Below are 13717 nucleotides of genomic sequence, written 5' to 3'. Positions count from 1 at the left end.
TTTTAGCTTTGAGCATATGAAAATATTTGCACTATCGCTATTCTTACTTTTTCCTCTTTTGACCATCGCTCAGGATAAGATGGAGAAACACCAAATCAATGATGAAATATCATATATGGTACCATCCAACTTTACGCTAATGAGTACCAGCGATCGAATGAGAAAATTTGTTTCGGCAAGAGAACCATTGGCTATGCATTCTACCATGGATCGCGAGGTTGACCTTGGTATAAATTGGAATCCGATGAGATGGACAGCCTCAGACGATGAAATGGTACACGGGTTTTATAAGGCGAGTATTCAATCAATGTTTGATAATGTCGAATTTATTCAGGATGGTATTCAGAAAGTGAATGGGAAAAATTTTATTGTCTTTGAATTCGTTTCTTCGCTGAAAAGTGATAATGCTTTCTCTGGAACAAAGTCTTCACGATATTATACCTACATCCAATACACCTCTTACAATAATCAAGTGCTTCTTTTCAACTTTGGATGCAAGGCACGGCTCATGAGCACTTATCAATCTGTAGCCAAAGAGATCATGAATAGTGTAAAAGTCAACGAGAAATAATGAGTCTGAGCATTTACAGTGATGAGCACTTCATGAAGCAGGCACTCATCGAGGCTCAAGACGCTTACGATGAAGGTGAAATACCTATTGGTGCCGTTGTAGTCTGTGAGAATAAGATCATTGCAAAGGATCACAATCGAGTAGAGCGCCTGAGCGATGCTACGGCCCACGCCGAAATGCTTGCAATTACAGCAGCTCAAAATCACTTAGGATCTAAATACCTAAACGAGTGTACACTTTTTGTCACGCTAGAACCATGCAGTATGTGTGCCGGAGGATTGTTTTGGACACAGATAGGTCGTGTGGTCATAGGTGCGCTGGATAAAGAACGAGGGTTTTCGAACTATAGCAAAGACATTATACACCCGAAAACCGAAATGAAACTTGGAGTGATGGCAAATGAAAGTGAAATTTTGATAAAAGACTTCTTTAAAAAGCTCAGAGGCAACTAAACATGCCATTCTCTTGTTATCTTCACAAATCATTTTTTAAGGAACTATAAAAATCACATAATTATGGCTTTTGAATTACCAAACCTACCCTATGCACACGACGCATTGGAACCACATATAGATGCAAAAACAATGGAAATTCATCATGGAAAACACCATGCTGGATACGTTGCAAAGTTGAACGGAGCAGTAGACGGGACAGATCTTGCAGGAAAATCATTGGAGGATCTTGTTAAAAATCATTCGGATAACGGAGCGGTAAGAAACAATGGTGGTGGTCATTGGAATCACTCTTTGTTTTGGGAAGTGATGAGTCCAAATGGAGGCGGTGAGCCATCAGGAGCTTTGGCTGAGGCTATCAACAGTGCCTTCGGATCTTTTGACAAGTTCAAAGACGAGTTTAGTAACGCAGCTGCAACACGCTTTGGTAGTGGTTGGGCATGGCTTTGCAAAAAAGATGACGGAACTCTTGAAGTATGTTCATCGGCAAATCAGGATAATCCATTGATGCCCGGAGTGGGATGCGGCGGAACACCTATCCTTGGTCTTGACGTTTGGGAACACGCTTATTACCTAAATTATCAAAACAGACGTCCGGATTACATTAATGCATTTTTCAATGTAGTGAACTGGGATGCTGTAAGTCAAAAATTTGGAGGATAATCTTCAATAAAAAAATCGATATATATTTGCATTCAGAAATGAGAACAAATACACTACATCATCATGCACATCATTACAATTTCTCTCGGAAGAGGTAAGAAGATGATGCTGTAGTATATCAAAATAAATACAAAGGCCTGTCGGAATACCGACAGGCCTTTTTTTATTGCTACACAATACTAAATCATTTAAAAAAGTAAGAAGTTAAAAATCAAATTGAAGCAAAAAATAAATTTCAAAATCGAATCAAACATACCCCAGTTGTATGGGTTAGGAGAAATAAATTAATCAATAGCAATGGATGAAGTTCTAAAAATAGCAGTACAAAAAAGCGGAAGACTCAACGAGAAAAGCATGGGCTTGCTTAAGGAGTGTGGCATCAAAATAAATAATGGAGGAAAGCTGATGTCTACCGCTTCCAATTTTCCCTTGGAAGTATTTTATCTACGTGATGACGATATTCCTCAGTACGTGGCTGAAGGAGTTGCCGACATTGGTATAGTGGGTGAAAACGAATACTTAGAGAAACAACAACCGGTAGAAGTTATCAACCGAACTGGTTTTTCAAAATGCCGATTATCCTTAGCTATCCGGAGAGAAGAAGAATACACTGGTTTGGAATGGTTTTCGGGAAAACGAATTGCCACCAGTTATCCTGTTATTTTGAAGAACTTTTTAGAGAAAAATAAGATAGATGCTACAGTAGAGATGATCAGCGGGAGCGTAGAAATCGCTCCGGGCATTGGACTAGCAGAAGGTGTCTTTGACATTGTTAGTACTGGAAGTACGCTGCTTGCCAATGGACTTAAGGAGGTGGAAGTAGCACTCAAAAGTGAAGCCTTGCTTGTGGCCAACACCATGTTGACCGCCGAGAAAAAGGAAATTCTTGATAAGCTGCTCTTTAGAATCGAAGCAGCCAAAGCAGCAAAGCAGAATAAATATATTCTTCTTAATGCTCCAAACGAAAGCCTGGACGCAATCATTCAGCTGTTGCCGGGAATGAGAAGTCCAACAGTTCTTCCACTCGCAGACAAAGGCTGGAGCAGTGTGCACAGCGTGATCACTGAAGATGATTTCTGGGAAGTCATTGACCAATTGAAAGAAAAAGGTGCCGAGGGAATCTTGGTTTGTCCAATTGAAAAAATGATTGTGTAACAACATGAAGAATTATTCATATCCCAAGCAGGCTAGTTGGCCAAGTCTCTGTGAGCGACCTTCTTTCGATCTTTCTGAAATGGAAGAACTTGTTGGCTCTATCATGGGTGATGTGCAAATCAATGGCGACAAGGCCTTGATCAAATACAACAAGCAATTTGACGGAGTTGAAATGGATGCTCTTTCCATTAATCTCAATTCTATAGACTTTCAAATAGAGCCAGAGCTTGCTGTTGCGATTACGGTAGCCAAATCAAATATTGAGCAATTTCATCTTTCCCAAAAAGAAGAAATACGACAGATAGAAACTATGCCGGGTGTCAGCTGCTGGCGGAAAAGTGTAGCCATACAAAAGGTCGGCCTTTACATTCCTGGTGGCTCAGCTCCTCTTTTCTCTACTTTGCTCATGCTTGCCATACCTGCACAAATAGCTGGGTGTAAGGAAATAATCGTCTGCACGCCTCCTACTAAATCGGGAGAACTTAATGCCGTTATTGGATGGACCTGTAAACTGTTGGGAATCGAAAAAATATACTTAACCGGAGGTGCTCAGGCTGTTGCCGCTATGACTTTCGGAACCGTTTCTATTCCTATGGTTGACAAGATATTTGGCCCAGGCAATCAGTATGTGACTGCAGCCAAGCAAATGGCTCAAAAATTTGGAGTAGCAATTGACATGCCTGCTGGACCAAGCGAGGTACTGATTATCGCTGATGATCAGGCTTATCCTGAATTTGTGGCCGCTGATTTACTCTCACAAGCAGAGCATGGACCCGACAGCCAGGTGGTGCTGGTGAGTAATTCCGAAAACTTAATCTCCGAAGTTAGTGCTGAAATACAAAGGCAGGTGGACGATCTGCCGCGCAAAGAAATTGCAATGCAGGCCCTGCAAAACAGCCAGTCAATTCTGTTCTCTACATTAAATGAGGCGATAGATTTCAGTAACGAATACGCTCCAGAGCACTTGATTATCGCGACTGAGAACGCCGATGCTCTTGCTGAAAAAATCATAACTGCAGGAAGCGTATTTCTAGGCAACTGGAGCTGCGAGAGTGCCGGTGACTATGCAAGCGGTACTAATCATACGCTACCGACTAACGGATATGCCCGAAACTACAGCGGAGTTTCTCTCGATAGTTTCGTAAAAAAAATCACCTTTCAGCGATTGAGTGAACAAGGCATTAAACAACTTGGACCTCATATTGAAAAAATGGCAGAGGCCGAACAGTTGCAAGCACATAAAAATGCAGTGAGTTTGAGATTGGAAAAGATTAGAACTAGCCACTCCCAAACCTCCTCGAAGACGGAAAATAATACGCTATTAACTCCCCCTCTGGAGGGGGCCGGGGGGAGGAAAGACAATCATCACTACAATAAAAAGCTGAAGAATAAAGCAAGAAAACTAAGAAATGATTCAACTATTGCAGAAGCAACCCTCTGGAAATATGTATTAAAAGCAAGTAGTTTAGGATACCCATTCAGAAGGCAAAGACCAATTGGTCAATATATTGTTGATTTCGTTTCTCTCCCATTAAAGCTAGTTATTGAAGTTGATGGGATTACACATTCATATGAAGATGTAGTAGCAAAAGATGAAACAAAGCAAAAAACACTAGAAGACTTAGGTTTTACTCTAATTAGAATTCCAGATGATGCTATTCTCAGCAATGTAGATAGAGTTAGAAATTATTTGCTTGAAGAAATTAAAAACCTCCCCCTAACCCCCTCCAAAGGGGGAGATAAAAACGAAGAAGATGTTTGACATAAATAAAATAGCGCGTAAAAATGTATTGGCTATGAAGCCATACAGCAGCGCACGAAATGAGTTCGATGGAATCGCCGATGTGTCATTAGATGCCAATGAAAATCCGTTCGGATTTGGATTGAACAGGTATCCGGATGCATCTCTAAGCGAACTTAAATCGACTTTCGCTAAATTCAGAGATGTTGACCCTGACCGGCTCATATTTGGAAATGGAAGTGATGAGTTAATCGATTTGCTAATTCGAGCATTTTGCGAACCCGGTCGGGATAAGATATTAACATTCACACCATCATTCAGTATGTATTCGGTGTGCGCACAAATCAATGATGTCGGTGAAGTCCAACAACCACTGAACGAGAATTTTCAAATTGATCTTGAGACAATCAAAGATCAGCTGGCTGACCCTGAATTGAAATTGATATTCATTTGCTCGCCTAACAATCCAACGGGCAACAAAATGGATCAAAAGACCATTTTAGCGATTGCTGAGAGATTCAGCGGATTGGTGGTGGTCGATGAAGCCTATGTTGATTTTAGTGATGAGACGCTGGTAGGCAGCAACATCCCTAACCTGTTCATTCTGCAAACATTCAGTAAAGCGTTGGGGCTTGCCGGAGTACGCCTAGGTGCCGGTATTGGAAGCTCTGAGGTCATTGAGGTTTTGAGCAAGATCAAGCCACCATACAACGTAAGTACACTCACCCAAGAACAAGCAATTGAAGCGTTGAATCGGCCAGATGAAATCAAGAAGCAAGTATCCATCCTCATGGAAGAGCGAGACAAACTAGTTACCAACCTGAAAGAAATTGATTTCGTCCGCAAAATCTACCCTTCAGATGGCAATTTCCTTTTAGTAGAATTCAAAGATGCTACAAAGACCTATGCTGACTTGCGCGCAAAAGGTGTTGTAGTTCGGGATCGTGCGAGCTTGGTTGCTAACTGCTTAAGAATTACGATCGGAACGCCAGAAGAAAATCTCAAGTTACTAGCTGCACTTAACGATGAACAATTTAATGCTGCGGGTAGAATCGGGCAATGTATCAGAACCACCTCTGAAACAAAAATTAAGATTGAGGTAAACCTCGATGATCCGAAAAATAGTGCTATTTCTACTGGAATAGCCTTTTTTGATCACATGTTGGATCAGATTGCGCGGCATGGCTCTATCGGGTTAAATGTGCAGGTAAAAGGAGACATAAACATCGATCCACACCACACCATTGAAGATACGGCGTTGGCATTGGGTACGGCATTTAACAATGCACTCAAAGAACGTAAAGGAATTGAACGCTACGGATTCTTACTTCCCATGGATGATTGTTTGGCACAGGTCGCCATCGATTTTGGTGGGCGACCTTGGTTGGAATGGGATGCCAGTTTTAAGGCCACACACTTGGGAGAGTTACCTACAGAAATGGTTTCACATTTCTTCAAGTCCTTTTCGGATACTGCCAGGTGCAACCTTAATATTAGGGCAGAAGGTGACAATGATCATCATAAGGTCGAATCGATTTTTAAGGCATTCGCCCGAGCGATCAAAATGGCTGTTCGTAAGGACAATAGCGGAGTTTTACCTTCAACGAAAGGAGTTTTATGATCGCTATTGTAAAATACAATGCCGGCAACATTCGATCTGTCAAAAATGCATTGGACAGATTAGGTGTAGAATCAAAACTGACAGATGATCCGGAGGAATTAGCAGCAGCTGAAAAAATAATTTTTCCAGGAGTAGGTGAAGCAAAATCCGCAATGAACTATCTCAAAGAAAGAAAGCTTGATCAGGTGCTGACGTCATTGGAACAACCCTTCCTTGGCATCTGTCTGGGCATGCAATTGATGTGCTCGTACTCTGAAGAGCGCGATACGAAGTGCTTGGGGATTTTTGAAGAAAAAGTAAAGAGATTTCCTCCGAAAGGATTGGTACCACACATGGGGTGGAACGATTTCAACTCTGCTAAGGGTCCGTTGTTTAAGGACATAATGACTACCGAAAACATGTACTTCGTTCACAGCTATTATGTGGAAGTGGGAGCAGATACGGTTGGCGAAACTGATTATCTGATTCCATTCGCATCGGCACTACAGAAAAGCAATTTTCATGGAGTACAATTTCACCCGGAGAAGTCTGCGGAAAGCGGCAGAAAGTTGATTGAGAATTTTTTGAAATTATGAGAATAATACCAGCCATAGACATTATTGAAGGTAAATGTGTTCGTCTTTCCAAAGGAGATTACGCTACTAAAAAGATTTATAATGAAGATCCGCTGGAGGTAGCCAAGTCTTTTGAAGATGTCGGATTACAGCATCTCCACTTGGTCGACCTGGATGGTGCAAAAGCCAAGCACATTGTGAACTGGAAAGTGCTGGAAAAACTAGCAACAAAAACTTCTTTGCAGATCGATTTTGGTGGCGGTGTAAAATCAGACCAGGATCTTAAAATAGCTTTCGAAAGTGGTGCTAATCAAATCACTGGTGGAAGCATCGCTGTAAAAGAACCGGTTCTTTTCTCTTCCTGGATTACCGCCTATGGTGCAGACAAAATCATTCTTGGTGCTGATGCAATGGATGGGAAAATAGCTGTTTCCGGCTGGCAAGAAGGTACAAATCAGGAAATAGAAGCCTTTATTTCTGAATACGTAGACAAAGGCATCTCGTATGTCATCTCAACGGATATCGCCAAAGATGGCATGCTGGAAGGGCCTTCATTCCAACTTTATAATTCTATCCTAAAGGAACTACCGAAACTAAAGCTCATTGCAAGTGGTGGAGTTTCCACCATGGATGATCTGATCAAGTTAAAGGAAGATGGTTTGGAAGGAGCGATTGTTGGGAAAGCCATTTATGAGAATAGAATTTCACTCAAAGAATTATCAGAAATCAATGCTTAAAAAACGAATCATACCTTGTCTGGACATCAAAGACGGACAAACCGTCAAAGGTGTAAACTTCGTTGATATTCGGAACGCCGGAGATCCTATCGAGCTAGCGAAGCGATACGTGAAAGAAGGCGCAGATGAGTTGGTTTTCCTGGACATCACAGCAACAGTAGATGGGCGTAAAACATTTGCAGAGCTTGTGGAGCAGATCGCTCATGAAATCAATATCCCATTTACCGTAGGTGGTGGAATTTCTTCTCTCGAAGACGTGAGTCGATTACTCGAGGCTGGAGCTGATAAAGTCAGTATCAATTCAGCTGCTGTTCGAAATCCTTTATTAGTGAAGGAAATTTCAGATGAATTTGGGAGCCAGTTTGTAGTTGTGGCAATCGACGCAGGATTGGTAAATGATGAATGGAAGGTTTTCGTCAAAGGAGGCAGAGAAGCCACTGAATTAAACGTATTTGAGTGGGCGAAAAAAGTGGAAGAATTGGGTGCGGGCGAAATCCTATTAACCTCCATGCAAAACGATGGCACCAAAGCCGGATTTGCATTAGAACTTACTCAGAAGCTATCTCAATCATTGAATATTCCGGTCATCGCCTCGGGAGGTGCCGGCACAAGTGAGCATTTCAAAGAAGTATTTGAAAAAACCAATGCCACAGGTGCACTTGCAGCAAGCGTATTTCACTTCGGTGAGATTCCTATACCTACTTTAAAATCATATTTAAAAGATCAAAACATTTCAGTAAGATGAACTTAATACCAGCCATCATCCAGCATGCTCAAACCAACCAAGTACTTATGCTTGGATATATGAACGACGAATCAATTGCAAAGTCTCGAGGAGAAGGAAAAGTCACGTTCTATAGCCGCAGCAAAGAGCGTCTGTGGACCAAAGGAGAAACATCAGGCAACTTTCTGAATGTGGTGAGCATAACAGAAGATTGTGATAACGATACCTATCTCATCAAGGTGCTGCCGGAAGGCGAAACCTGTCACAAAGGGACGTACACATGTTTTGGTGAAAAAGAACCTTCTGGATTCTTACATGAGCTTCAAGGTGTAATCCAGTCTCGCAAGGCAAATCCGTCGGAGAAATCTTATACCAATGAACTCTTCAATAAAGGCACAAAAAAGATCGCTCAAAAAGTAGGTGAAGAAGCTACTGAGGTCATCCTCGAGGCAATGGATGGAAAGAAAGACTTACTAATCGAAGAATCGTCCGATTTGCTTTATCACTTTTTAGTTCTGCTAGCAGACCAAGGATTAAGACTTGAAGATGTGGAAGCAAAGTTGATGGAAAGACATCTGAAGAAATAAATCCTAATCGATTGGATATGGCACGAATACAAAGTTGGTGAACTGCTCATCTATTACAAACAAGCAACAAAATTCGTCCGGATCTTTGAAATTTTCTTTGAAAATTTTCTCGTCTTCAATCAACCCGCGCTGCGTAAATTCTTCCAGAAATGATGCATAATAGTGCCAGTTGTTCTCTGCCTGAAAAGCCTCCACCAAAACCTGGCCTATCGGTTGACTCACCTGACACATCGGAAAGATTGGATACTTGGAAAAGTCCTGCTTTCGAATAGCATACGAAGCTTCACGGAGTGGTTCGGCCACCTTTACAAAATCGGAAGAAACTCTTCCTAGCTGTTTTGGATCTAATTCTGGATCGTTATGCATCTAGACCTGCCTGATTTAATTAGAAGAATTGATTTGCCTCCCAAAGGTAAAAGGAGTTTGATTGATTCTGCATAGAATCTTTATGAGATCATTGATTAATACGACATCTGAATTCATACATTATATAGTTCTGCTCTTTGTACTTAATTCACTATGAACGATATTCACAATAAACTCTAGCAGACCAAATCCTGGATCTTGAAACATAAAATCGTACTCTATAATCCCGAAGCAGTATTTTTTGATATGCCTCTGGCACTTCTCTCAATTGCCTCATACTTGGATCCCGATAAATATGAGATTTTAATCATTGATAGAAGATTAGATGAACATGCACATGAACATGTACTTTCGGAAATAGAAGGAGCAATTGCTTTTGGAGTAAGCGTCCTTACCGGAGCTCCAATAAAAGATGCAGTCCAGATAACACGTAAGGTGAAAGATCTGAACCCTGAAATTATAACTGTATGGGGAGGTTGGCATCCATCGTTATTTCCAAAAAAGACTTTGCAAGATGAAAAAAGTGTGGACATTACCGTCCAAGCTCAGGGTGAAAAAACTTTTTCAGAAATCGTAGATGCTATTTCTAAAGGGAAACCCTTTGAAGGTATCCGAGGCTTAACATATAGAGATCACAAAGACAATTTTGTTCAGAATCCGATGAGGCCCATGATTAACATGGATGAATTGCCTCGCTTAAACTACGATCTCGTAGATGTAGAAGCATATTTCAAAAAAAAGGGCCGCAGGCAGTTCGATTATATTTCATCTATAGGTTGTTTCTTTAGATGCACATTTTGCGCGGACCCGCATGTGTTTCAAAGAAAATTTTCCGCTTATTCTGCCGAGAGAATGGCAGAAGAAATTCAATTTTATTACGAAAAATACAATTTCACTGATCTGAATTTTCAGGATGAAACCTTATTTACATACGGTGATCGAATCCTTGAATTTGCCGAGGAACTGAGCAAAAGGAAAGTCAATATCACATGGGCTGGAACCATGCGTGCTGATCAAGGCAATAGACTCAGCGAAGAAGACTTTGCCAGCCTCGCTTCTAATGGTTTGCGGAGGGTTCTAATTGGCGTTGAATCCGGCTCTCAAGAAATGATGGATTGGCTAAAGAAGGATATCAAAATGGAACATGTCCATCTTTGTGCTGAACGGTGTCAGAAAAATGGAATTGGAGTCATTTTCCCATTCATAGTAGGTTTCCCCAATGAGAGTGAAGACAGCTTTCAGAAAAGCATAAAGATGGCGTTGGAGCTAAACCGGATGTCTCCTTTATTTCAAACACCAATATTTTACTTTAAACCCTATCCCGGAAGCCACATTACCAATGATGTGGTCGCAAATGGATATCAGCTACCTGACACATTAGAGGATTGGTCCAACTTTGATTACGTGGGCTCAACAGGACCATGGGTCAGTCCAGAGAAATACCAGTTTGTAGAGCATTTCAAGTTTTACAACAGTCTGGCCAAAGTGTCTCATAAGTGGGCGTTTCCATTAGCGAAACTAGCAAGCTGGAGGTTATCTAAATACAATTTTAAACTGCCAATAGATCGAAAAATTATTGAACTGATCAAGCCAGCCCAAAAACTATCCTAGTGAAATATGGTATATGGTTGATTGCTCACCTATAAAGACACGATTATCTTCAATCGATAGGCTCCAGTTATCTTGATTGGCCAATCCCTCAATTTTTTGCAAATCGCAATCTTCGCTTAGCACCATAAACACCTCAGAATCCTTGTTTACAAATCTCGATAGCTGAGCAAATAGCTTTTGAAAATACTCAAAATCTTCGCCACAGTACCAAGCTTTTTCTTCGTTGTTAGTCGGCTTTTTAGGATAGTATGGAGGATTGATGAGGATATAATCAAAGACGGTCTGCGGTATATCGTCAAACAAATCGGAGCAATAAACAGTAACCTGTTGACCATTCATCTGAGCGTTTAACTTGACATTTTCAACAGCTAGTGAATTTATATCCGAAGCATAAACTTCGCCTCCTTCTTTTGCCAGGTAGGTTGAGATTAAGCCTGAGCCGGCACCTAATTCCAAAATCTTCTTTTTTGGAATCGATCTATTCTCTAACAAAAACTCCAACAGATACTTAGTGCTGAAAAAGAAACCCGGATGAAAGACTTCCGGCAAGACCTTTATTTTTAACCCTTTGTAGGAATATGATCTTGGTTTTAGTTTGTATCGATTATATAATGTCCTAAGGACACGTTGTATAAATGTTTGAAAACCCATTATTCAGAATAGAAGCCTTCTTTTTCAGGTTGTCTATACTTCCATAATTTATGAATTGCCTTAATCTCATATGGCATACCATATACACCACTTTTATACCTCCATGATGCCAGAGACTTCAAGACATATTTCACCAATCCTTTTATCCTAAAATCCGATGCAGTAGGATAAAGACCATTAAGCACTACTTCGAAATTTCGGATCGTATCTATCATCTTTGGTGTGAGCCACGGTGTTAGTGGATTTTTTCTCAAATCAAAATTTTCCCACGTCGGTGAAATCCAATCTTCTAAGACCGTCGGGAAGCTGAATCCTGCATCAATTATTTGCTGATACAAATCAGACCCTTCCGTTGGAACAGGACTGTAGATGTAGATTATTATTTCAGCATCTGGATTAATTTCTTTGATTTCCTTAATGAAGTTGATGTCCCAAAGTATCTGATCATAAACTTGCTTTTCTGTATCCCCAGGCATGCCCAAGACAAATGAAAATTCTGGAATTATCCCAATGTTCTTTAGTCTGAGAGCAAAATCTTTGATCATTTGACCTGACTGTGTTCCTCCTTTATTCATTTGCTTTAGCACTTCATCATTTCCTGTTTCGGCACCAAGAAAAATCATCTTACATCCAGCTTCATGCATCTTGGTCAGCTCCTCGTCATTGTAAAGATTGATCGTGTCAATCCTACCTTCGCCCCACCACTCGATGTTGTCATCTTTTACCAATTCTGAGAACTCCAAGACTCTTTTTTTCGAGGTGAAAAAGTTATTATCATGAAACTCTATGGCATCTAAATCATACTTCTCTTTAAAGTACTTGATGTCTTGATAAATTTTTTCAGCTGACTTTCCTTTCCATTTGGCATTGTAGATAGGAACTACTGCACAAAACGAACATGTAAAAGGACAGCCCATGCTTGAGTGATAGGCAAGGGTCCTTTTGCCCAAAAAGGTTTTAGAAAGGTATTTTTCTATTGGATAGAAACTGTCTAAATGAGTGTATGGCAGATCAGGGAGTTGATCTTGATCCAACAAAGCTTCTACTGGAGTTTTCTTTATTTTTCTCTCTTTGTCAAAATAGATCAAGTTTTTTATCTCAGGCATCTTTTCAGTCTCACCGGCTTCTAAAGCAGATATTAGCTCCGGAAATGTATTGTCGCCAGGTCCATTAACAATGAAGTCTACATAACCGGACTCTAAAGTCACTTTGTATTGATTGGAGGCAAAATATCCTCCCCAAATAACTTTAAGATTAGGGTAGAGCTCTTTGGCCTGCTTACTATACGGAATGGCCTGCTTTAGCTGTGGCCCGGGCATCACGGTCAAACCAAAGTACGAAAACTCGTTGGTGCTCAAATAAGCATTTATCTTTTCCCATGGGTCAGCCTCAAGATTGCCATCAACAAACACATACTCATATTTTCCATGGATAGACGCTCCCACTTGTAAGATAGAATTTGGTATTCTATGCTTTCCATTGGCACTGCGAGGATTGAATATTATGACTTTTGACATCAAATAGGCTATTTATGAATGAGATGAATTGGGAATGGATTGTATATTCTGCCAAGCCTTCCCAAGGTTCTTTGCATTGGACCAGGAACATAGATCAATTTAGATCGAAAAGGCTTAAAAACATCTTTGCAGTGGTGAAAATAGTACTTACTCATCTGTGGCACTTCCATTTTAGTATAGTAACCAATGGATCTTTCCTGTGCTTTGGCTACTTCACCTGGCTCATAGAAAAATGTATCCATTACGATTACATCTCCTTCCGGATTCAAATACTTAAATAATCTTTTGATCAACTTTTGAGGATCTTGAAAGTATTGAAACGCTGCTGAGACAACTACCAAATCAAAAGTACCGATCTGCAAATCATCAAATATATCACCATAGATAAAACTCAAGTTGTCTTTCTTAAATACTCTTCTCGCTTGTTCTAGTTCAAAGTCATTGATATCTAGACCTACCACCTCGAAATTTCTCTTACTTAATTGATGAGACATCCATCCATTGCCACACCCAAGGTCCAGAATTCTCTTATAGTTTTTTTCTTGGGTAATGCTTATGAGCTTCTCCAAAGAGAGTTGCCTAATCTTCCATTCCTTAAAATGAACATGGCTCTTAGGAATTCCATAGGGTAATATTTTGACTTCCATGTCTGAGTAGATTCTCTTTTCTTTATCCCTAATCTTGAGATATGCTTCTTCTAGCTGGATGTGTTTTTCAAGTGCCATTTGGATGCGTTGGCAATTTATTAAGATTGAATTGATAATTTA

The 13717-nt window shown here is 40.4% G+C and carries 15 protein-coding genes; 11 read left to right on the top strand and 4 right to left on the bottom strand.

The annotated features are described in order from the left end of the window. The first annotated feature begins 16 nt into the window (after positions 1-16). From ACL8WY_RS12880 to hisIE, 10 genes are all read left to right on the top strand, one after another. A complete protein-coding gene (locus ACL8WY_RS12880; protein WP_436515167.1) occupies positions 17-571 on the top strand; it encodes a hypothetical protein in 555 nt (184 codons plus the stop codon). After that, the gene (locus tag ACL8WY_RS12875; protein WP_436515166.1) at positions 571-1023 is read left to right on the top strand and encodes a nucleoside deaminase; all 453 of its coding nucleotides are present in this window, start codon (positions 571-573) and stop codon (positions 1021-1023) included. Before ACL8WY_RS12880 ends, ACL8WY_RS12875 begins: the two co-directional genes overlap by 1 nt. Before the next feature lie 63 nt (positions 1024-1086). Then, positions 1087-1686 (top strand): superoxide dismutase, encoded by a 600-nt coding sequence (locus ACL8WY_RS12870; RefSeq protein ID WP_436515165.1) that lies wholly within the window; start codon positions 1087-1089, stop codon positions 1684-1686. 297 nt (positions 1687-1983) lie between these two features. Beyond that, a complete protein-coding gene (gene hisG / locus ACL8WY_RS12865) occupies positions 1984-2841 on the top strand; it encodes an ATP phosphoribosyltransferase (RefSeq protein WP_436515164.1) in 858 nt (285 codons plus the stop codon). Positions 2842-2920: 79 nt separating this feature from the next. Then, complete coding sequence (hisD, locus tag ACL8WY_RS12860; protein WP_436515163.1) at positions 2921-4603, top strand: histidinol dehydrogenase; 1683 nt, start codon at positions 2921-2923, stop codon at positions 4601-4603. Further along, the gene (hisC, locus tag ACL8WY_RS12855) at positions 4596-6203 is read left to right on the top strand and encodes a histidinol-phosphate transaminase (protein WP_436515162.1); all 1608 of its coding nucleotides are present in this window, start codon (positions 4596-4598) and stop codon (positions 6201-6203) included. The genes hisD and hisC overlap by 8 nt, the downstream gene beginning before the upstream one ends. Further along, on the top strand, positions 6200-6778 hold the full coding sequence (gene hisH / locus ACL8WY_RS12850; protein ID WP_436515161.1) for an imidazole glycerol phosphate synthase subunit HisH: 579 nt from the start codon (positions 6200-6202) through the stop codon (positions 6776-6778). The genes hisC and hisH overlap by 4 nt, the downstream gene beginning before the upstream one ends. Then, positions 6775-7494, top strand: a complete 720-nt coding sequence (gene hisA / locus ACL8WY_RS12845) for a 1-(5-phosphoribosyl)-5-[(5-phosphoribosylamino)methylideneamino]imidazole-4-carboxamide isomerase (RefSeq protein ID WP_436515160.1) — start codon at positions 6775-6777, stop codon at positions 7492-7494. Before hisH ends, hisA begins: the two co-directional genes overlap by 4 nt. Further along, entirely contained in the window at positions 7487-8239 is a 753-nt protein-coding gene (gene hisF / locus ACL8WY_RS12840; protein ID WP_436515159.1) for an imidazole glycerol phosphate synthase subunit HisF, read from the top strand. The genes hisA and hisF overlap by 8 nt, the downstream gene beginning before the upstream one ends. Further along, on the top strand, positions 8236-8805 hold the full coding sequence (hisIE, locus tag ACL8WY_RS12835; RefSeq protein WP_436515158.1) for a bifunctional phosphoribosyl-AMP cyclohydrolase/phosphoribosyl-ATP diphosphatase HisIE: 570 nt from the start codon (positions 8236-8238) through the stop codon (positions 8803-8805). The genes hisF and hisIE overlap by 4 nt, the downstream gene beginning before the upstream one ends. 3 nt (positions 8806-8808) lie before the next feature. Here hisIE and ACL8WY_RS12830 read toward each other — a convergent pair whose 3' ends face one another. Next, the gene (locus ACL8WY_RS12830; RefSeq protein ID WP_436515157.1) at positions 8809-9171 is read right to left on the bottom strand and encodes a hypothetical protein; all 363 of its coding nucleotides are present in this window, start codon (positions 9169-9171) and stop codon (positions 8809-8811) included. A gap of 198 nt (positions 9172-9369) precedes the next feature. Here ACL8WY_RS12830 and ACL8WY_RS12825 point away from each other — a divergent pair, with 198 nt between their 5' ends. Beyond that, a complete protein-coding gene (locus tag ACL8WY_RS12825) occupies positions 9370-10782 on the top strand; it encodes a B12-binding domain-containing radical SAM protein (protein ID WP_436515156.1) in 1413 nt (470 codons plus the stop codon). Here ACL8WY_RS12825 and ACL8WY_RS12820 read toward each other — a convergent pair. The 3 genes from ACL8WY_RS12820 to ACL8WY_RS12810 all read right to left on the bottom strand — a co-directional run bounded on the left by ACL8WY_RS12820 (position 10774) and on the right by ACL8WY_RS12810 (position 13675). Further along, positions 10774-11331: a methyltransferase gene (locus ACL8WY_RS12820; protein ID WP_436515155.1), complete on the bottom strand. Its 558-nt coding sequence runs from the start codon at positions 11329-11331 to the stop codon at positions 10774-10776. The genes ACL8WY_RS12825 and ACL8WY_RS12820 overlap by 9 nt on opposite strands. Before the next feature lie 101 nt (positions 11332-11432). After that, a complete protein-coding gene (locus tag ACL8WY_RS12815; RefSeq protein ID WP_436515154.1) occupies positions 11433-12950 on the bottom strand; it encodes a B12-binding domain-containing radical SAM protein in 1518 nt (505 codons plus the stop codon). 8 nt (positions 12951-12958) lie between these two features. Continuing rightward, positions 12959-13675 (bottom strand): class I SAM-dependent methyltransferase, encoded by a 717-nt coding sequence (locus tag ACL8WY_RS12810; RefSeq protein ID WP_436515153.1) that lies wholly within the window; start codon positions 13673-13675, stop codon positions 12959-12961. Positions 13676-13717: the final 42 nt, after the last annotated feature.

It is taken from the genome of Ekhidna algicida, assembly GCF_051379705.1.
Taxonomy (GTDB): domain Bacteria; phylum Bacteroidota; class Bacteroidia; order Cytophagales; family Cyclobacteriaceae; genus Ekhidna.
Note: the sequence above shows the minus strand (reverse complement) of the source record. Positions and strands in the feature narration are given on the sequence as shown.